Origin of the sequence: Aquimarina addita, assembly GCF_039539305.1 — a bacterium.
Taxonomy (GTDB): domain Bacteria; phylum Bacteroidota; class Bacteroidia; order Flavobacteriales; family Flavobacteriaceae; genus Aquimarina; species Aquimarina addita.
On the sequence record NZ_BAABCW010000023.1, the window covers coordinates 1 to 19,704 of the forward strand.

General features: G+C 33.0%; 17 protein-coding genes. 3 read left to right on the forward strand and 14 right to left on the reverse strand.

Features of this window, described 5'->3' with window-relative positions; all coding sequences use genetic code 11:
• Nucleotides 1-192 precede the first annotated feature (192 nt).
• Nucleotides 193-351, forward strand: coding sequence for a hypothetical protein (locus ABD816_RS19205; RefSeq protein ID WP_344930165.1), 159 nt, complete (start codon nt 193-195; stop codon nt 349-351).
• A gap of 84 nt (nt 352-435) precedes the next feature.
• Entirely contained in the window at nt 436-1,179 is a 744-nt protein-coding gene (locus ABD816_RS19210; RefSeq protein ID WP_344930166.1) for a DUF1266 domain-containing protein, read from the forward strand.
• Nucleotides 1,180-1,363: 184 nt separating this feature from the next.
• On the opposite strand, the gene ABD816_RS19215 is transcribed toward ABD816_RS19210, so the two are convergent.
• The 13 genes from ABD816_RS19215 to ABD816_RS19275 all read right to left on the reverse strand — a co-directional run bounded on the left by ABD816_RS19215 (nt 1,364) and on the right by ABD816_RS19275 (nt 15,985).
• A complete protein-coding gene (locus ABD816_RS19215; RefSeq protein WP_344930168.1) occupies nt 1,364-3,310 on the reverse strand; it encodes an endonuclease in 1,947 nt (648 codons plus the stop codon).
• Nucleotides 3,311-3,494: 184 nt separating this feature from the next.
• Nucleotides 3,495-3,908, reverse strand: coding sequence for a DUF6691 family protein (locus ABD816_RS19220; protein ID WP_344930169.1), 414 nt, complete (start codon nt 3,906-3,908; stop codon nt 3,495-3,497).
• 3 nt (nt 3,909-3,911) lie between these two features.
• The gene (locus ABD816_RS19225; protein WP_344930171.1) at nt 3,912-4,469 is read right to left on the reverse strand and encodes a YeeE/YedE family protein; all 558 of its coding nucleotides are present in this window, start codon (nt 4,467-4,469) and stop codon (nt 3,912-3,914) included.
• A gap of 125 nt (nt 4,470-4,594) precedes the next feature.
• Nucleotides 4,595-5,185, reverse strand: coding sequence for a methyltransferase domain-containing protein (locus ABD816_RS19230; protein ID WP_344930172.1), 591 nt, complete (start codon nt 5,183-5,185; stop codon nt 4,595-4,597).
• 54 nt (nt 5,186-5,239) lie between these two features.
• Complete coding sequence (locus ABD816_RS19235; protein ID WP_344930173.1) at nt 5,240-6,649, reverse strand: MBL fold metallo-hydrolase; 1,410 nt, start codon at nt 6,647-6,649, stop codon at nt 5,240-5,242.
• A gap of 66 nt (nt 6,650-6,715) precedes the next feature.
• The gene (locus ABD816_RS19240; protein ID WP_344930175.1) at nt 6,716-8,464 is read right to left on the reverse strand and encodes a SulP family inorganic anion transporter; all 1,749 of its coding nucleotides are present in this window, start codon (nt 8,462-8,464) and stop codon (nt 6,716-6,718) included.
• A 71-nt stretch (nt 8,465-8,535) separates the two neighbouring features.
• Nucleotides 8,536-9,168, reverse strand: coding sequence for a Crp/Fnr family transcriptional regulator (locus ABD816_RS19245; RefSeq protein ID WP_344930176.1), 633 nt, complete (start codon nt 9,166-9,168; stop codon nt 8,536-8,538).
• 116 nt (nt 9,169-9,284) lie between these two features.
• Nucleotides 9,285-10,469 (reverse strand): acetate/propionate family kinase, encoded by a 1,185-nt coding sequence (locus tag ABD816_RS19250; RefSeq protein ID WP_344930178.1) that lies wholly within the window; start codon nt 10,467-10,469, stop codon nt 9,285-9,287.
• Nucleotides 10,470-10,745: 276 nt separating this feature from the next.
• Nucleotides 10,746-12,839 (reverse strand): phosphate acetyltransferase, encoded by a 2,094-nt coding sequence (gene pta, locus ABD816_RS19255; RefSeq protein WP_344930180.1) that lies wholly within the window; start codon nt 12,837-12,839, stop codon nt 10,746-10,748.
• Between the two features lie 171 nt (nt 12,840-13,010).
• On the reverse strand, nt 13,011-14,240 hold the full coding sequence (locus ABD816_RS19260) for a TlpA family protein disulfide reductase (protein WP_344930183.1): 1,230 nt from the start codon (nt 14,238-14,240) through the stop codon (nt 13,011-13,013).
• Between the two features lie 90 nt (nt 14,241-14,330).
• A complete protein-coding gene (locus ABD816_RS19265; protein WP_344930184.1) occupies nt 14,331-14,693 on the reverse strand; it encodes a hypothetical protein in 363 nt (120 codons plus the stop codon).
• Nucleotides 14,694-14,963: 270 nt separating this feature from the next.
• Nucleotides 14,964-15,701, reverse strand: coding sequence for a hypothetical protein (locus tag ABD816_RS19270; protein WP_344930186.1), 738 nt, complete (start codon nt 15,699-15,701; stop codon nt 14,964-14,966).
• 80 nt (nt 15,702-15,781) lie between these two features.
• Nucleotides 15,782-15,985: a hypothetical protein gene (locus ABD816_RS19275; RefSeq protein WP_344930188.1), complete on the reverse strand. Its 204-nt coding sequence runs from the start codon at nt 15,983-15,985 to the stop codon at nt 15,782-15,784.
• Nucleotides 15,986-16,111: 126 nt separating this feature from the next.
• On the opposite strand from ABD816_RS19275, the gene pheT reads away from it, so the two are divergent.
• The gene (pheT, locus tag ABD816_RS19280) at nt 16,112-18,535 is read left to right on the forward strand and encodes a phenylalanine--tRNA ligase subunit beta (RefSeq protein ID WP_344930190.1); all 2,424 of its coding nucleotides are present in this window, start codon (nt 16,112-16,114) and stop codon (nt 18,533-18,535) included.
• Between the two features lie 106 nt (nt 18,536-18,641).
• Here pheT and ABD816_RS19285 read toward each other — a convergent pair whose 3' ends face one another.
• Nucleotides 18,642-19,370 (reverse strand): hypothetical protein, encoded by a 729-nt coding sequence (locus ABD816_RS19285; protein WP_344930192.1) that lies wholly within the window; start codon nt 19,368-19,370, stop codon nt 18,642-18,644.
• Between the last annotated feature and the right edge of the window lie 334 nt (nt 19,371-19,704).

Sequence of the window (19,704 nt, forward strand, 5' to 3'; positions counted from 1 at the left end):
CAACACCAAAAGAAGACATACTGAAATCGGAAAAGTACCTCCAAATCAAATATTTTATCAAAAACAAATGGCTTCTTAGAAATTAAAAATATCTTTATCCTGTCCTAAGCATTGGGAGTATCATATTCGTTGTAAAACAGTAAATTATTAAATTACTTATTATCCACGATCTAAAATCATAAAAATGATACCATGGCTTTAAAACAAACACACCAAGTATTACTATCTATCGCAACCATTATCAAAGGATGGCTTTCTGGAAGAATAGGTTTTATGTCCCAAATGGGTGCTATAATTAGTGGTATATTATTTTTTGGTGGTTTACTTAGTGGAGGTGGAATTCGGTTTTAATTGTAGTTTTTAAAAATTAATTAATATAATGATAGTTTACTGTACCATAGCAAAGTCTATACTAATCTAACTACATAGAAAATTATGATCAAATTTTTTAAAGAACTAGTATCTTCTTTTAAAGAAGGAATTGCAGAAGCAAAAGAAGAGATTGCTACTGAAGCTACTGAAATTAAAAATTCTAAAAAAAACGACAAGGAACGTATTGAAAAAATAGGATATATTGAGAGTTTTGGAACTGCACTTGGAGCTCCATTTAGAATCATAATTTTTGGAGATTGGTTCACCTTATTTAATAATTCGGATGATGATGACTCATACCCTATTCATCTATATACATTTGGAGCGTATCCAAAATTAGAAGACCATAAAAAAGATTTTACAAAATTTTTAAAACGAGATTTTGGAATTATCGATAATGAAAGTTGTGTAGTAACATTGTCTACATTTTTCAGAATAGGTGTTATAAGTACCGATGAAACTATTTTAAAAAATGTAGCTGTCACTGAAAATATAGATGCAAAAATGTGGGATATGAACAAAAACGGATCAAAAGCCGTTTTAGCAGTAGTTTTGTCTCATATTATTTCTGCATCAACTGATGTCGGTTTCTTGCAAAAAACAGATGCACTTGATCTTATGAAATCTATTATCTTTTTTGTAAAAGAACATTATTCTGATTGGGATAGCTATGCATATGACTTTGCTATAGGAGAATCAAATATTGGATTAAACAATAAAATAGGCAAATCGTATTTAACTAAATATTTAGGTTACTTAAAAGATAAGAAAGGAAGTCCAAGGAAAAATATTATATGGTCAACCTAAAGAAAATTAAAAAAGTATCAAACAAAAAACGATGATGTTAGTTTACTGTGCAGCACAGCACTGATATTCATATAATAGTAGTACAAACAAACCCTCAAATCATCAAGAAAAGAGGGTCTGTTTATTTTTGTATTAAAACATTTCAGTGAAACGGTCTAATATTTTTCACTAATATGATCTGCTTTTATTTTTTAGCAAATTTTTTGGTACTTGTTTTTGTTCCGGTTTTAATCTGTAGAAAGTACATTCCAGAGGCTATATTATCTAATTGTATTGCTTCTTTACTTACAAAACCGCTTTTTACAATTTGCCCCACATGATTTATAATAGTATAACTAGCTTCATCCATAGGCTCTACCATTTGTATTGTAATCACATCAGTCGCTGGGCTAGGATACAATGTGAAATCAAAACCTCTTGAGACAGCTATCTTTGTATCTGTAGTTGCCTGAGTAAATTCTCTAGCTCCAGTACCGATGCAGAAATTTTTACTGTCCTGAGACCCAAAACTTCCACCAGAAGTCAATACGGTACCTGTAGAAGTATCAGATAGCACATACGATCCATTACCATGACTACAGCAAATACCATCACCATAACTATCTCTAAAAACTAACGTATAGCATCCAGCATCCAATGGGCCTGACAAATCGATCGAGGATCCATTAGTCTGATCATCATAACTATCTCCAGAATAAACAACCTGATTGCTATCATCAAGAATTTCCCAACTTGTTTCTGATGCGTACTGATCAAAGGTAATACTAAGTGTAATATTTCCTGGAGTTGATCCACCACCAGTATTTCCGCTAGTAGATAAACTTATATTATCTATAGCCATATCACCTTGCCAGGTGGTACCTGTTACTCCGTTAAAACGTAACTGTATCGTTTCACCAAGATAAGCACCTAAATTAACAGAAGCTGTTTGCCAGGAATTTCCTTTATTTCCAGAAGCGCTCCAGATAGATGTCCAGCTAGTTCCGTTAAGGCTAACCTCTAATGCTAGACTTCCCATCGTAGTAGCGCCATACATATGATAATTAAAAGAAAATGTTGCCTGATTAGCACTTGATAAATTATAACAAGGCGAGTATAAAATTGCTCTTTTACTCGAGTAATTAGGACTGGAAGATTCCATATAGATATAATACGAACCTGCTTCCGCAGCACTAGGTCCTGTGCTAGAAGAAGGGGTACTGCCAGAACGCGTAGCCCAGTTAAAATCATCACCAGAAGAAGCTTGTTTCCATGAACCAAAGGTATTTTCAAAACTTTGACTATAAGGAAACGAACTAATTGTTGTACTACAAAGAGTATTGTTTCCTCCTCCTCCACCAGTGTCTCCAAAAAGATCTTCTGCCTGTGGTCCTCCCCAGATCTGAGTGGCGAATGCAGGATTATCGATAAATGGATTTCTATTACCTTGTATGTTTTCTATAATTGGATTGCGCTGTATTTCTAATGCTGATACAGGATCTTCTGCATTCCATTCTAAAAATAAATCAATCATATCACTATCAGTAGATACAGAACTTCCTACCCCAACATCAATAGGCAAGCAACGGGATCCATATCGTACATACATAAACATCATCATACGTGCAACATCACCTTTCCATTCATCTCCAGGATACCAATATCCTTGTGAAGTAGTACCAGAATTACCGGAACCATCCGCAAATTTACGACTGCCACGAGAAGAATTACGCTGTACATCAGTAGGTCTTAAATGATGAGCATCAGAACCTGGCCCTGTTTCTCCTAAATTGGGATTTCCCAAGGATTTTGGGAAACTATGTTCTCTGTTCCAATCACCATTACTACCACCATTACTGTCTTTATCTCTGCTTCTATCATTGGTGAGATCACTATCTGAACCACCTTCCCAACCATAAAGAAGTATTACATTATTAGCATTAGCAGGATCTGCGTCTGCCACTTTTAATGCATCCCAGACTCCTGGGGTATACGATAGAATTGTAGTTTGTGTATTTGTTACTAATGTGGTTAATTCATTTTTTAACGATTGTCCTGATAAACTTAGATTCGTATCATCATAATAGGAAGGGATTTGTCCGTAACCGATAACAGCGAATCCCATTATCAGTAGTAGTACTAATTTTTTCATGTTGTGAGTTTGTGTAGTTAGTATTATAAACCTCGAAGCTAAAAATTATTTATTAAACTTACTAACGTAAAATGTTATCAAATCATTATTCAATATGTTGATAATCTTAACTTTACACAAAAAAAACATATAAAAAACTGATAAACAGCAATTAACACAAACTATTTGTTGTTAATAAGTTATACTAATGTGGTAACTTACTCTTTAACAAACCATATAGAAAGGTTCCTAGTATAGAAAAGCCTATAACGATAAGAATAGGCAAATATCCTGCGCCTATCAATGTAAACATGGGGCCAGGACAAGCTCCCGCCAATGCCCAACCTAAACCAAAAATAATCCCTCCATACATATATCGGCTAAAACCTTTCATTTTTGGAGTAAACTGGATTTTCTCTCCATAAAAAGATTTTATTTTAAACCTTTTTATCAGTTGTATAATTACTACCCCGATGACTAAGGCAGAACCAATAATTCCATACATATGGAATGCATCAAACTTAAACATTTCATAAATTCGAAACCAGGAGGCTGCTTCTGACTTATACATGGTTATACCAAAAAGTATTCCTATTATTAAATATATAACGGTCCTCATAGTCTAAAAAATTAAAGGAAAAATAAAATGAATCATAGTAAGTCCACCAATAAAAAACCCAATCACAGCGATTAAGGATGGTAGTTGTAGATTGCTTAATCCAGATATGGCATGTCCAGAAGTACATCCTCCTGCATACCTTGCACCAAAACCAACTAAAAGACCACCAATCGCCAAAATAATAATACTTTTAATATCCATAAACGAGCTAGTGTCAAAAAGTTCTGTAGGTAGATATGTACGACCAGCACTAATAAATCCAAGCTTACGTAAGTCTGTTATAGTATCCGATGCAATGGCAACTTCAGTATTAGATGACAAAAACTGAGATCCGATATAACCTCCAATAATTGCTCCGGTAATGACTACCATGTTCCATTTTTGAGATTTCCAGTCAAACTTAAAAAAATCCACTTTAGAACCTGCACCGCACATAGCACACATAGTTCTAAGATTAGAAGACATTCCAAAATTTTTCCCCACCATTATCAATAAAAACATGATAAATGCAATCATAGGACCAGCTATATACCAAGGCCAGGGTTCATATATCCAATTCATTTAATTTATTTTTTAACAAATAAATGACAATAAATAGATATTGTAAGTAACATAAGTTACATAGCATCAGAATATATCAGTATCATTGTTTTTATTATTCATTTTGTAGTAGAAGGTAAATGCACTCATGCTTTTTTAACAAATTGAAAAAAAAGTTCTCTACCCTTTCTACTCGCTATAGAATTAGCAGTTACACTCATTTCTTCTATATTAAAAAATGGAAGAAACAAAGAACGATACACCTCTTCACTACCACCAAAAGGGGGTTTATCTATATTAAGGGGTACATTAAACAGGAGTCCTGCTAATTTCCCGTTTGGATGTAATAAATCATGCATTTTGTGTACATAATTCTCTCTTAATTTTGGATGTAGTGCACAAAAAAAAGTTTGTTCAATAATCAGATCAAAAGAATCATTTAAATTAAAAAAATCTCCTTTTATAAGTTGTTCTGGCGGAAAATCCGGAACTCTTTTTAACAAATTAGCTAAAGGAGTTGGGGCTAAATCTATTACCCATGTATTTTTAAACCCTTGATGATATAGGTATTCTGCTTCGTATGAATTACCTCCTCCCGGTATGAGTATTTTTAATTCTTTATTTTCAATCATATCAATATAGGATCGAATAGGTGGAGATACTTCTCCTAGATCCCATTTACTTGTGTTTTCTATATATCTGTTTTCCCAGTAGTCAGTATCTAGTTTTGTATTCATAATGTACCTTTACTCTATTTTTTCTAATGACATGTTTGCTATGACTTTCCTTTTTTACAAAGTAGTAGGGCAAACAAATGCTGAAACCGGTATTGCTGTTTCCTTAATATCCTTAAAACCTCCCTGGACATCAACAAGATTATGTATACCCCGACTTTTTAAGATAGACGCGGCGATCATACTTCTGTATCCTCCTGCACAGTGTACAAAAAATGGTTCATCATCAGGAAAAGCTCCCAGATGATCATTTAAGAAATCTAAAGGTGTATTAGTCGCACCTATTATATGTTCTGAAAGATATTCACTTTCTTTACGGACATCAAAAACAACTTTTTTTTCTGCATCAAATTCGTTTTCAAATTTAATGGCACTTACAGAACTTACTGTATCATACTCGTTCATCATTTGTTTCCAAGCCTGAAATCCTCCTTCTAAATATCCTAATGTATGATCAAATCCTACTCTGGACAACCTTGTTACTGCTTCTTCCTCTCGTCCCGGGTCTGCTACTAATAAAATTGGTTGTTTAACATCTGCAATCAATGCTCCTACCCAAGGAGCAAAACTACCATCTAGTCCAATAAATATAGATCTGGGAATATGACCCTTTGCAAAATCATCCTGATGACGCACATCAAGAACTACAGCACCAGATTCTGTAGCTACTGCTTCAAATGCCTTTGGGGATAAAGCTCTGGTACCTTTTTTTAATACCTCATCAATATCCTCATACCCTTCTTTATTCATTTTAACATTGAGTGGAAAATATTGAGGTGGTGGCAGTAATCCATCTATTACCTCTGCAACAAACTCATCTTTAGTCATATCAGCGCGTAGCGCATAATTCATTTGTTTTTGATTGCCAAGGCTATCAACCGTTTCTTTCATCATATTTTTACCACAGGCAGATCCTGCTCCATGTGCCGGATATACAATCACATCATCGGCTAGTGGCATTATTTTAGTTCGTAAGCTATCATATAAGTATCCTGCCAAATCTTTTTCTGTCAAAACACCCATTTTCTGAGCTAAATCTGGTCTCCCTACATCTCCAAGAAACAGTGTGTCTCCACTAAAAATAGCATGATCCTTACCGTTTTCATCTCTTAATAGATATGTGGTACTTTCCATCGTGTGGCCTGGTGTGTGCAGTGCTAAAATAGTTACTTTGCCTAACGTAAATTCTTGCTCATCTTCTGCTATAATCGCATCAAAAGATGGGTTAGCATTTGGTCCAAAAATTATAGGAGCTCCCGTTTCTTTTCCTAATGTTACGTGACCACTTACAAAATCCGCGTGAAAATGTGTTTCAAAAATATATTTGATTGTTGCATCATCTCTTTTTGCTCTATCAATATAAGGTTTTATCTCTCTTAATGGGTCAATGATTGCTACTTCGCCTTCGCTTTCTATATAATATGCACCTTGTGCAAGGCAACCCGTATAGATTTGTTCAATGTTCATGTTCGCTTTTTTTAAATTTATTAGTACAAAGATATTCAGAGATCGTTCTATAAACAGTAACTTTTGTTACATAGTCCCTAAATTATTACTATTATTTTTTGATTCTAATGTTATAATTTTTTGCATCTCTGTTTTCTCACCAAAGATACGTGAATACTCATATGCCTCCTCTGTACGTACAAAGAGATTATGAACACCTATACTATCAATCAATCCGCTACTAAATAAAATATCTCTCACCGGACCAATGGCTTCTGCTATCAAAAAACGGAATCCTTTACTTTTTAATTCTTCAATACTTCTTCTCAACATATAAGCACCACTACTATCTATATAATTGATAGATGATGCATTTAGAATAATTGTTTCTAATTTTGTTCCTTTAGCATCAATAAGTTTGTACAACTCTTTTTTGAAAAAGTCTTTGTTTCCAAAAAATAACTGTGCATCAAAACGAATGATCAATACAGTATCATCTGTTTCTACAGTAGCTCTAAATCGTTCCTTGTTTTTAAAATAACTTGTACCACTGATGTTTCCTAATTCAGCTATATGAGGTAAGGATGTTCTATAAATCATTAAAATAATCGAAATTAAAACCCCTATTAAAATTCCTTCTTTAATTCCTATACTAAGTGTAATTATCCAAGTAAACAAAAGTAAAAAAAATTCATCTTTTCTATTTTTATAAAGCTGAATAGGATACTCAATATCTACTAAATTAAAAACAGCTACCATAATGATTGCGGCTAAAACAGCATTTGGTAAATAATAAAATAAAGGTGTTAAGAATAATAAGGTTAAACCTACTAAGATTGCACTAATAATTGGAGCAACTCCAGTTCTTGCACCTGCTTGATCATTAATAGCTGTTCTGGAAAAACCTCCGGTAGTCGGATATGATTGAAATAATGATCCAATAATATTAGATATACCTAGTGCAATTAGTTCCTGATTAGCATCAACTATATAATCATTATGATTCTCTTCTACTGCTTTTGCAACAGAAATTGCCTCCATAAATGCTATAAGAGCTAATGTCAACACAATAGGAACCAATTCTGAAACTCTATCATAAGAAATTGTAGGAATAACAAAACCTGGTAATCCTTTAGGAACAAAACCTACTATTGCAACTCCTGCCTCGTGTATTTCTGTAAAATATACACCTGTTATCCCCAAAATCACAACAACCAATGCCGACGGTATTTTAGAACTTACTTTTTTCAATCCTTTAATTAGAATGATAGCAACCATACCTATCACAACTGTGTAGCTATTGATCTGATCTATACCTGTTAATATATGGCGCAAAAGAACGTGAATCTGATTACTAGATTCAACTTCATAACCCAATACATGTTTTAACTGACTCAAACCAATGATAATTGCAGCTGCAGAAGTAAATCCACTAATCACAGGTTTAGACAAAAAATTAACTAAAAATCCCATTCTAAATATACCCAGTAACAATTGAATACTTCCCATAAAAAGGGCTAAAAAAATAGCCATTAAGATATATTCTTCTATACCTGATATTACTAATGCTCCTAATCCAGATGCAACCAGTAAAGAATCCATTGCTACCGGTCCGACTGCTAATTGTCTTGAGGTACCCATCATTGCATAAACCACCTGCGGTATTAATGATGCGTACAGACCAAAAACGGGAGGCAATCCAGCAATCATAGCATATGCCATACCCTGCGGAATTAGCATAACGCCAACGGTTATTCCTGCCGAAAGATCACCTTGAAAATAAATTTTTTTATAGTCTTTTAACCAACTAAATATAGGGAAATACTGTTTTAACATAGCTTCCTGAATTATTATTGGTAAAGGTATAATTCAATAAAGTAGGAATACGTAACAAGAGTTACACAAACTCATAATTTAATAATACTGATATGGTTTCTATGCAAAGCTATACTTCCAATATTTTCCAATTTTTTAAGTAATCTCGAAATTACGACCCTGGAACTATGTAACTCATCTGCTATTTCCTGATGTGTACTGTAAATAGTATTTTGATTTGTAATTCTTGCTTTCTCCTTTAGATAATTTAAGAGACGTTCATCCATATTACTGAATGCGATACTATCTAGCGTAATAAGTAATTCATTAAAACGATTGTGATAGCTCTCAAACACGAAATTTCGCCAAGTTTTGTATTTAGACGTCCATTCTTCCATTTTTTGGATAGGTACCATGATTAATTTTGTATCCATTTCGGCAATTGCTCTTATTTCACTTTGCGTTTGTCCAAGACAACAAGTTAACGTTACAGAACAAGTTTCTCCTTTTTCTAAATAATATAGAAGAAGTTCATTCCCCTCTTTGTCTTCTCTTAAAACTTTTACGACACCAGAAATTAATAATGGCATACTTCTTACATATGCTCCTATATCTATTAACTTAAACCCAGATGGCACATCTTTATAAATACCTACCTGTACAATTTCATTGATTAAAGCTTCTTCAAAAAGATGCCCGTAAATTAATTTTAGTTCCTGAATCATTTTTTTCTATTTTTATCATCAACAAATAGATTCATCCAAATAGTATTATTTATTATAGCATTATATTATATGAATATAAAATTAATATCAGTAGTTATAATATTACAGAGAGCAACTTATGCTAGTAATTCATAAGATTGTTTTGCTATTTCTAATTCTTCATTAGTAGGAATCACTAAAATTTTCACTTTTGAAGAAGGTATTTCTATAGATCTCATCTCCTTAGTGCGTATACTATTTTTGTGGCTATCTAGTTCTATTCCCATAAATTCTAAATCTTTACAAACCAGTGTTCGCATAGTATCAGAATTCTCTCCTATCCCTGCCGTGAATACGATTGCATCCAGACCGTTCATAATGGCAGCATAAGATCCTATAAATTTCTTGATTCGATATGCATTCATTGCTAGTGCTGATTGGCAATCTTTGTTTCCTTTTTCAGCTTCGGATTCTATGTCACGTAAATCGCTAAATCCAGTCAGTCCCAGCATACCACTTTCTTTTTGTAACAAAGAATTTACTTCGTCTAGAGAATAACCTAAAGATTTTACCATATAAAAAATGACTGCCGGATCTATATCTCCACATCTTGTTCCCATAATGAGTCCATTCATAGGCGCAAAACCTAAACTATGCTCTATACTCCTGCCGTCTTTTACTGCGGTCATACTACAACCATTACCCAAATGAATTGTAATAATTTTAGTCTTTTGTTTTCCTAAAAATTCGATCGCTTTTTCTGAGACATATTTATGACTTGTTCCATGAAAACCATACGCTCTGATATTATTATCTTCCAGAAATGAATTAGCAATAGCATACTTATATGCCTCAACCGGCATAGTCTGATGAAAAGCAGTATCAAAAACTGCTACTTGCCTGGCTTCTGAAAAAATTTCCTCAGATACCAGAATGCCTTGTAGATTAGCTGGGTTGTGTAATGGCGCAAGTGCAGCAAGTTTGTCAATCTTTTCCTTTACTTCTTTATTAATTTCTACAGTAGCGGCAAAAGTACTGCCTCCATGTACCACTCTATGACCAACTACTTCAATCTCTGTAGCGGATTGTATCACTCCTGTAGTAGTATCTAACAGGTACGAAGCGATCAATTGTAATCCTTCTTTATGAGTAGGGATCGCTTCTATTTTTTCAATGTCTTGAGAAGCTGTTTTATAATTTATTTTTGCATTATCTAAACCAATTCGTTCCACCAATCCAGAGCATATCACTTTAGCTTCTGGCATGGTAAATAATTGAAATTTTATAGATGAACTCCCTGAGTTTAATACTAATATTTGCATATTCTATTATATTTTAATGTAGCGTATCGAGTTGTTAGCACAAAACAATGAGTACTGTATAAAAATCTGATACTCAATTCATACAATGTACATTTTTGATATGTATTATTTTTTACGCTGTTTTTTCCTGAACCAGTAAATCTTTCACTTACACTGTTCCTTTATTTCCTATATTCAATTATGAACTATATACTGATTAATTTTTAGATCTGTCTTTTCCTTCCACCACCAGAAACTAATTTCTATCATACTTAGTATTTAAGACTTCATTTTACCTTAAAGTCCTTGTGCCTGTATTGCTGTAATAATTACAGTATTGTATACATCATCTACGGTACATCCTCTACTAAGATCATTTACTGGCTTATTTAATCCTTGTAACATAGGACCTATTGCCAGTGCTCCTGTTTCTCTTTGAACTGCTTTGTAGGTGTTATTTCCCGTATTTAAATCCGGAAAAATCAATACGCTCGCCTGTCCTGCTACATCAGAATCAGGAAGTTTACTTTTGCCTACTCTCATATCTACGGCAGCATCGTATTGTATAGGACCTTCTATTTTAAGTTCAGGGTGTTTCGTTTTTACGATGGTAGTTGCTTCTCTTACAATTTCTACATCTTCACCTTTTCCAGATGTTCCAGAGGAATAGGATAGCATTGCTATTTTAGGTTCAATTCCGAAAGCTGCAGCAGAGGCAGCCGAAGAAATTGCAATCTCTGCTAATTGTGTAGCATTAGGATTAGGGTTAATAGCGCAATCTCCAAACACCGAAACACGGTCGTCCAGACACATAAAAAACACTGAAGATACTACCTTTACTCCTGGTTTGGTTTTAATAAACTGTAATGCGGGTCTTATGGTATGTTGGGTTGTATGTATAGCTCCAGACACCATTCCATCTGCGTGTCCTTTATAAATCATCATGGTTCCAAAATAAGATACATCAGCCATCATATCTCTAGCCATATCCATATTCACATTTTTATGTTTTCTTAATTCATAAAAAGTAGTAACGTAATCTTCATAAAAAGGCGATTCTATTGGTGAAACAACATTCACTTTATCAAAATCAATTAATATACCTAGTTTAGTCGCTTTATTAATAATTTTCTTTTTATCTCCTATTAATGTGATATCAACAACATCAGAGGCTAACAATCTGGAAGTGGCACGTAAAATCCTTTCATCATATCCTTCTGGAAGCACAATATGCTTTTTATGTTCTAAGGCCCTTTTTAATAAGTTATATTGAAACATACTAGGAGTTAGACTATCTGATTTAAAGGTAATCAGTGGATCTAACAGACGATCTTCATTCACATAGTGTTCAAAAGTACTTATTGATGTATTGATTTTCTGAAAATTGTCAGCATAAATTTTTGATTTTATGGCTCCAATCATGTTAACCGCAGCAAATGTTCCTTGTGATACTGATATGATGGGAACAGATAAATAAGCGCCTTCTATTAATTTTAATATTGGCTTTTCTGGTATAATTCCTCCGGTAAGTATAATTCCTGAAATTTTTGGATAATTATCAGATACACTGGCTTGTAATGCACCCAGAATGATATCAGAACGATCTCCTGGTGTAATCACGAGGCTATCATCTTTAAGATGTGTGAGGTAATTATGTAATTGCATAGCACCCACTCCAAAACTTCCAGCCTGATTATTTATAAATTCTTTACCAAAAAGTATTTTACCATCTAATTGCTTTACTATTTCCTTAATAGTAGGATGGATTAAAGAACCTATTTTTGGAATGACAATTTGTTCTACTTTTGTACCAAATTCTTTGGCTAATGTTAGTTTGAGTTCTTTTTCAGCATTGTTTTCTACTTTATTTGCTACGATAGCAACTACTTCTGCATCTCTGCTATAAAATGTATCATAAGCTAACTTTAGATTCCCAGCTAATTCTTCGTTAGTTTTATCAATTCCGCTGGCTACTATAATGGAAGGAATCCCTAAATTTTTAGCGATAATCACATTAATATCAAACTCAATAATACTTCCCTCATCAGAAAAATCTGTTCCTTCTATAAGAATAAAATCAAATTTCTCTTCCAGATTTTTAAATTTTTTGATAATCCCATCAATAATATCTCCTGATCGTCCCTGATTATATTTTTGTAACACTTCACTTCTGGTAAAAGCATAGGTGTTTTTATAGTTTATATCCAGTTCAAAATGTGAGACTACCGTATTAATATGATTATCAATTTTTCCATCTCGTGGATCGTCAATAATTGGTCTAAAGTATCCTACTCTGGCAACTTTACCAAGTAGCATACGCATTAATCCTAAAACAACAATAGACTTACCACTATTAGGTTCGATAGTAGCAATAAAAACAGCTTTACTCATATTTAATAAATATAATAGATTTGGTTTTTAAAAAGTATATGAACTTAATCAATTTAATAATTCATATGCATAGAATGTGCCTCTAATATACAAAGCTTTAAAAAACGAACTACCTTGTTTTTGTAAAAAATCCAAGGAATGTTTTAGAAAATAAGAATATAGTCTAACATCTTATTCTGCAACTAACATAGCTACAAAAGATTCGAATTCTTCTTTGTAATCGATATATTTTTGGCCTGTTGCAGGTCCGTTAAAACCAGTATGAATTTTACGCACTTTTCCTTTTTTATCAATAAAAATAGTAGTGGGATACGATAAAACGTGGTTTAGCATTGGTAATTTTTCTTGTGCTTTTTTCTTATTAGAAGTTCCGTACTGAGCCAGAATTATGGGATACTGTATCTCTAATTTGGATCGTAACTTGTCAATCGCTTTAAAAGCTTTTTCTGGCGTTTTGGCGTATTCAAAAGCAAGGGCTACGAATTCTACATCTGAGGGTTTATTTTTATAATACTCTGTAAAATACTTGGTTTCATCCATGCAATTAGGACACCAGGTTCCCATAACCTGAACAACACATACTTTATTTTTGAATTGGTCATCACTAAGCGATATCAAATCACCTTTTTCGTTCGGAAAACTAAAGGCTAATGAATCATATCCTTTTTTAAGAAAGGTAAGAGAATCTTCTGATGGCAGCTTAAAATTTTCATTACGAACTGCGGTAAAAGGCTCTTTCCAGTGATTCCCAGAATAAAAATTTCCACTCATCGTACTATCGGTTACTGTAGCCTCAAACAAAAATGCGTGGGCACCATCAAAAGTAGATAATTGCAGTTGATTCTTATTCAATACTCCTTCCAGGTATCGATAATCTCCTGTAGTTGTTCTAAAAGTTCCTGTAATTATATTACCATTTTGTTTAAATATACCCTTAGCTATATATCTATCATCATCTGTATCTTCACTAAAAACCGCCTCCCAGTTTCCAGTAATATCAGTAATTGGTTTCGAAATTACATTAAATCTATCCTGCACTCCGTAAGAAGCTGTAAATGGCACCTTGCGATCTACGCTTTCTTTAATAAAACTACCAGAAAAAGTCATTGAATCTTTAAAAGTAGCCGCAATATATCCCTCAAAAACAGGGAAGTGAATAAAAATTGAATCGCCTACAACCCTCACTTGGTCAACATCTATTACTTCTTCTGCATTAAAAACTTTGATGGTTTGATCATCAAAAGCTTCAAATAAAAATGGTAATTCTTCACCATCTTGTAATGCTAACGAAGCTTTCCAAGGACCACTTTTTAAAAATTGTGGAGCTACTTTTGTTTTATTTTCTTTTTTACAAGCTATACATAAGACAAGGCTTATAATAATTATTAGGTATCGTGTCATAATTTGTGCATATAAAAAACTGCTTAGAAGTTTTTTAAACTTACTAAACAGTAATATTCTTTATCGTATTATTTTCACAAACAATATTATTTAATTCTCTGTGACTTTCTTACTTTTTTCGTTTTCTTTTTTATTTGCATAGTTAGCTTTTATTTTTTGCATTCGCTGTGCTCTCTGTCTTTTTGCCTCATCAATTGACATAGAAGCTTTTGCACTACTATTACTCTTATTTCTACTTGTAGCTTTACTATTACTTTGATTTTTTCTTAATACTTCTGATTGGGTGTCCATTTCTGATACCTTAGGGTCAATTTTTACTGCATTAGAAACCTGAGTATTTTGTGCAGTAACCGTAGTGTTATTGGAGTCTTTATATTGCTGAGCATTTAGATTACTAATCATTGCACTCCCTATACAAAAGACGATTAGGAAGGTGTAATATTTTATTTTCATTGGGGTGAAATTTAAATGGTTTTTTCAAAAATACGTAATAATCTTATGAAAGTAGTTTTTTTATGGATTCTATCTATCAATCAAGCCATTTTTAAGAATGAACTACCTCTGCCTAAGGGTACGAGATATTAAAAACAAGACTTCTTCGCTGTAAGAGTCAGGAGACAAGACTTCTTGTACCCAGATTCTATGCCCTATACTCAAGGCTGAGCCTTGAGTAATTCTATTGATAAAAAGCAGTTTAATACTTTTGATTATAACAAGTACTATTTATTGTTCCGGAGGATATATTTTTTCTAATTCATTTTTTCCTGCTTCTACTTTTTGTCTTCCTTCATTTAAAGATGTTTCCATTGATGTAAGTTTTGCCTCTGCTCTTGCTATTTTACCTTCTTTTTCTGCAATCTGTTCTGGAGTAAGCGCATCTTTACCTTGTTTTGCTTTAGCCAATGTCAAACGTTCTTTTGCTGCAGTGATCTTTTCCTTGCTTTTCTTAAGCGTTTGATCTCCTTTATCCAGCCTTGCCTGACTTGCTTGTAATTTAGACTTTGCCTCCACGACTCTCGCTTGTCCATACGCTTTTCCTTCTAGACCATCTTTGTTACTTCCATATGCATTTACTTTTGTATCCTTTTTTAAATTTTCTGCTTTTTCACGACTATTATCTATTGCTTTTTCAACTTTCCCTTCACCTTTAGCCAATCCTTTTTCAGCTTTTTCTTGCGCTTTATCTATCTTATCTACTGCCTTAGTTTGCTCTTTGTTAGCCTTTGTTTCTGCTTTTTCAAGACTTCTTTGAGCTTTATCAGTACCCTTATCTTTCTTGTCTTGTGCTTTTACTTGTAAATCACTAGACTTTTCCTTCGCTTCTTTATGCTTTTCTTTCCCCTTTTCTTTAGCTTTTACCACTTTGTCTTTTGCCTCTTGAGGTGGAACCTGTGCCAAAATAGCTTGAGTATTGAAGGTGAAAAATATCACTAATACTGTCCCTAATCTAATAAACTTCATATCTTAACTTTTAAATAATTTTTAATTGTTTTTCACTACAATTAATAGTCTACGATAACTATCAATTAATAAACTGAAGTTTAAATACTATCTAAATCTTCTAATGACTTTTCCAACTCTTCTGCTTTAGCGTCTATTTCTTCTGAAATTTGATCTAATTCTGACTCAACAGCTTCAATTTTTTCTACAGCTACCTTAGTTTCTTCTTCTTCCTTCTTTTTATCTGTACAAGATATGGCTCCTATCAAAAACAGAAAAAACAATAATTTAATTAATGATTTCATATTAAAATTTAATTTGTTGGTTATTTATATAAATATACAAATTTTTATTTGGGATAAGCTTGATTTCTTGTTTGTCAACTTTAATCAATATAGTATCTTTATCGCCTAATTTCAGAATTATCATCCATGAAAATTTCATATAACTGGCTTAAACAATTTTTAAAGCTAGACTGGGACGTCGAAAAGACAGGAGAATTGCTTACCGATCTAGGGCTAGAAGTAGAAGGAATTGAAACCTATCAAAGTGTTAAGGGAGGGCTCGAAGGAGTACTTGTAGGACAAGTGTTAAGCTGTGATCAACACCCTAATGCTGATAAATTAAAAATTACGAAAGTAGATATTGGACAAGGAGAACCAGTTCAGATTGTATGCGGAGCGCCAAATGTTGCTCAGGGACAAAAAGTTCCCGTGGCGACTATTGGCACTAAACTGTATGATAATGATAAAGAATGGATTATTAAAAAAGGAAAGATTCGTGGAGAAGAAAGCCATGGGATGATCTGTGCAGAAGATGAATTAGGTCTTGGTCATAGTCATGATGGCATTATGGTACTGGATAAAAATATTCCTGTAGGTACTGCCGCTGCTACCATTTTTGATATTGAAAATGACCATGTATTTGATATTGGTCTCACTCCCAATCGAGCTGATGCTATGAGTCATTGGGGTACCGCCAGAGATTTAAAAGCAGGTTTATTACAACAAGATATTAATCTGGAATTAATTACGCCTTCTGTAAGTAATTTTAAAATAGAAAACAGAACAAATACGATAGAAGTACAAGTAGCAAACTCAGAATTGGCACCAAGATACTGTGGTGTAACTATCTCTGGATTAAAAGTAGCTCCCTCCCCTGCCTGGTTACAACACCGACTAAAAGCTATTGGACTTGCTCCAAAAAATAATATAGTAGATGTTACTAATTATGTTTTACATGAATTAGGACAACCTTTACACGCATTTGACCTAGGACAAGTAGAAGGAAATCAAATTAATGTTACGACTGTAAAATCAGGCACTAAATTCGTTACACTAGACGAGGTAGAACGAGAATTACACGAAGAAGATCTAATGATTTGTGATGCAGAAAAACCTTTATGTATTGCAGGAGTTTTTGGCGGAAAAACTTCTGGTGTTACAGAGAATACGACAGCTATCTTTCTGGAAAGTGCCTACTTTAACCCTGTAAGTATCCGTAAAACAGCAAAACGACACGGATTAAATACCGATGCATCTTTTAGATTCGAAAGAGGTATTGATCCTAATATCACCGAGTATGCATTAAAAAGAGCAGCATTACTGATACAAGAGCTAGCAGGTGGTGTTATCACCAACAATATCATAGATTTATTTCCTAAAAAGATTGAAGATGCTCAGGTATTTTTATCTTTTGACAACGCGGCTAAACTAATAGGTGAAAGACTGCCAGAAGATACCATAAAAAGTATTCTTTCTTCTTTGGAGATCAAAGTAAATAGTATTAATGAAAGTGGCATAGGACTTACTATCCCTGCATATCGTAACGATGTGCAAAGAGAAGCTGATGTTATTGAAGAAATCCTAAGAGTATATGGATACAATAATATTGAATTTACTCAGAAACTCAATGCCTCGATCTCTACTATTGATAAGTTTGCAGATCATACGGTACAGAATACAATTGCCAATCAATTAATAGGCAAGGGTTTTAATGAAATACTGGCTAATTCCCTAACATCGCCGGATTACATTGAATTAACCACTCAATTTACCTCAGCTCATAATGTAGAAATGTTAAACCCTCTTAGTAGCGATTTAGCTGTGATGCGTCAATCTTTATTATTTTCGGGTCTTGAAGCTGTTTCTCATAATATAAATCACAAGCGTACCGATCTTACATTTTTTGAATTTGGAAAAACATATCATAATTATGAAAGCGGAAGAATCGAGGACAAACATTTAAGCCTTATTGTTACAGGAAAAAAATCAACTGAGAATTGGAAAATCGAACAACAAAAAGGAGACTTCTTTTTTGTAAAGAGTATTGTTACTTCTATTTTGGAACGACTAGGTCTAAAAAGCTTTAGAACTTTACCTACTAAAAATGATCTCTTTTCTGAAGGAGTTACTTATAGTCTTGGTAAGTTTAAATTAGTAGAGTTTGGTGTCATAAAAAAATCTATATTAAAACACTTTTCAATTTCTCAGGAAGTTTTACATGCTGATTTTAACTGGGATGTAGTTCTGGAATTTGCAAAGAGAAATAAGGTTAAATTCTCAGATATCCCTAAATTCCCAGAAGCCCGTCGAGATTTTGCTTTGCTACTAGATAATGCTGTCTCTTTTGAAGAAATTCATACTATTGCAAAGCAAACTGAAAAAAAATTACTTAAAAACATTAATCTTTTTGATGTATATCAGGGTAAGAAATTACCTGCTGGCAAAAAATCGTATGCAGTAAGTTTCACTATACAGGATGATCATAAAACGCTTACGGATAAACAAATTGATAAAATTATGAATAAATTACAGCACAATTTTGAAACTAAACTAGGAGCAGAATTAAGGTAATATATAATACCTAAAATAATGAAATTAATGAGGTATTAAATTTGACATGGTTACAGTTAATTTATGATTGGAAGAAAGTCAACATTTTTAAAAACACCGTAAGAGATTAATTTGCTTTTATTACATCACTAATCATAGTTTTCATTCTCTGTGCCTGAGTACCTGTAAAATCCTTTCTTAAATAAGGTCTTACTAAACTCATAATATTACCTTCTTCCGGATAATGAAATAATCCTAATGCGTGACCTATTTCATGTGGCGCAGTCGAAGTAAATAAAAACTCATCAGTAATTAACGCTCGTTGGTTTTTACCAATACCTGCAATTGCAATTGTATTTGACCTTTTAATAATAAAGATTGTTAATCTATCTTTTTTATATGAATTTTCAGTTTCTGATAAAAAAGTCTCTGATTCAACATCTCTATTATCTCTTAAGTCAAATAACTCATCATTTACCATTGTATTAATTTGTCCTAATTCAAAACCGATATCTATTCTATGAAAAAACTTACCATTTAAACTTTTTACAAAATCTTGCTCATCTACATTGTACATAGATTTATTAGGACGGTCAGAAGGTACAACATACGTGATATCAATGATTACTTTCTGTGCTGGATTGTCTACAAATACCATTTCCAAGTCCAAATTAAAATCTTCTTCTTCCTCCGAAACGCAAGAAATTAACGTAAAAAGAACGAAAAGAACTTTAAAAGACATCAATAATTTATTTTTTAATAAATAAGACAACTTAGTAACACCCAAAGGGAAAAATAGATTAAAAGTATGTTTTATTTTATTTAATAGTTCTGATGTAGTAAAGATCACTTTCATGGTATTATTTTTTATAAATTAATTGTTATCCAAATACTACCCTTATTAGCTCGCCAAAGTTTTGTCAGGGTAGCATCTTTTTTATATATTCCTTATTATTAGTATGAACGTTTTTACTGACTATTAAATTACAAGCTTGTAATATGCTAATAATCAGTTTGTTTTTGTTAGTTACAATATAGAGGGGAAACCAAAAATTAAATAACTAAAAATCACCAACAGAGCTACTGCAAAACCGTAATGTTATTTTTTACAAGTACAAAAAATTACACTGAAAATACATAAAACTTTAATAGACAGTCACTTACAACTTAATATAACTTGTTTAGATTTA

What these genes read in the sequence shown, in the direction of transcription:
- ABD816_RS19270 (WP_344930186.1), bottom strand. Translation starts at nt 15,701, where the DNA reads ATGAAGTTTATTAGATTAGGGACAGTATTAGTGATATTTTTCACCTTC.
- pheT (WP_344930190.1), top strand. Translation starts at nt 16,112, where the DNA reads ATGAAAATTTCATATAACTGGCTTAAACAATTTTTAAAGCTAGACTGG.
- ABD816_RS19210 (WP_344930166.1), top strand. Translation starts at nt 436, where the DNA reads ATGATCAAATTTTTTAAAGAACTAGTATCTTCTTTTAAAGAAGGAATT.
- ABD816_RS19260 (WP_344930183.1), bottom strand. Translation starts at nt 14,240, where the DNA reads ATGACACGATACCTAATAATTATTATAAGCCTTGTCTTATGTATAGCT.
- ABD816_RS19250 (WP_344930178.1), bottom strand. Translation starts at nt 10,469, where the DNA reads ATGCAAATATTAGTATTAAACTCAGGGAGTTCATCTATAAAATTTCAA.
- ABD816_RS19205 (WP_344930165.1), top strand. Translation starts at nt 193, where the DNA reads ATGGCTTTAAAACAAACACACCAAGTATTACTATCTATCGCAACCATT.
- ABD816_RS19240 (WP_344930175.1), bottom strand. Translation starts at nt 8,464, where the DNA reads ATGTTAAAACAGTATTTCCCTATATTTAGTTGGTTAAAAGACTATAAA.
- ABD816_RS19230 (WP_344930172.1), bottom strand. Translation starts at nt 5,185, where the DNA reads ATGAATACAAAACTAGATACTGACTACTGGGAAAACAGATATATAGAA.
- ABD816_RS19220 (WP_344930169.1), bottom strand. Translation starts at nt 3,908, where the DNA reads ATGAGGACCGTTATATATTTAATAATAGGAATACTTTTTGGTATAACC.
- ABD816_RS19235 (WP_344930173.1), bottom strand. Translation starts at nt 6,649, where the DNA reads ATGAACATTGAACAAATCTATACGGGTTGCCTTGCACAAGGTGCATAT.
- ABD816_RS19285 (WP_344930192.1), bottom strand. Translation starts at nt 19,370, where the DNA reads ATGAAAGTGATCTTTACTACATCAGAACTATTAAATAAAATAAAACAT.
- ABD816_RS19265 (WP_344930184.1), bottom strand. Translation starts at nt 14,693, where the DNA reads ATGAAAATAAAATATTACACCTTCCTAATCGTCTTTTGTATAGGGAGT.
- ABD816_RS19215 (WP_344930168.1), bottom strand. Translation starts at nt 3,310, where the DNA reads ATGAAAAAATTAGTACTACTACTGATAATGGGATTCGCTGTTATCGGT.
- pta (WP_344930180.1), bottom strand. Translation starts at nt 12,839, where the DNA reads ATGAGTAAAGCTGTTTTTATTGCTACTATCGAACCTAATAGTGGTAAG.
- ABD816_RS19245 (WP_344930176.1), bottom strand. Translation starts at nt 9,168, where the DNA reads ATGATTCAGGAACTAAAATTAATTTACGGGCATCTTTTTGAAGAAGCT.
- ABD816_RS19275 (WP_344930188.1), bottom strand. Translation starts at nt 15,985, where the DNA reads ATGAAATCATTAATTAAATTATTGTTTTTTCTGTTTTTGATAGGAGCC.
- ABD816_RS19225 (WP_344930171.1), bottom strand. Translation starts at nt 4,469, where the DNA reads ATGAATTGGATATATGAACCCTGGCCTTGGTATATAGCTGGTCCTATG.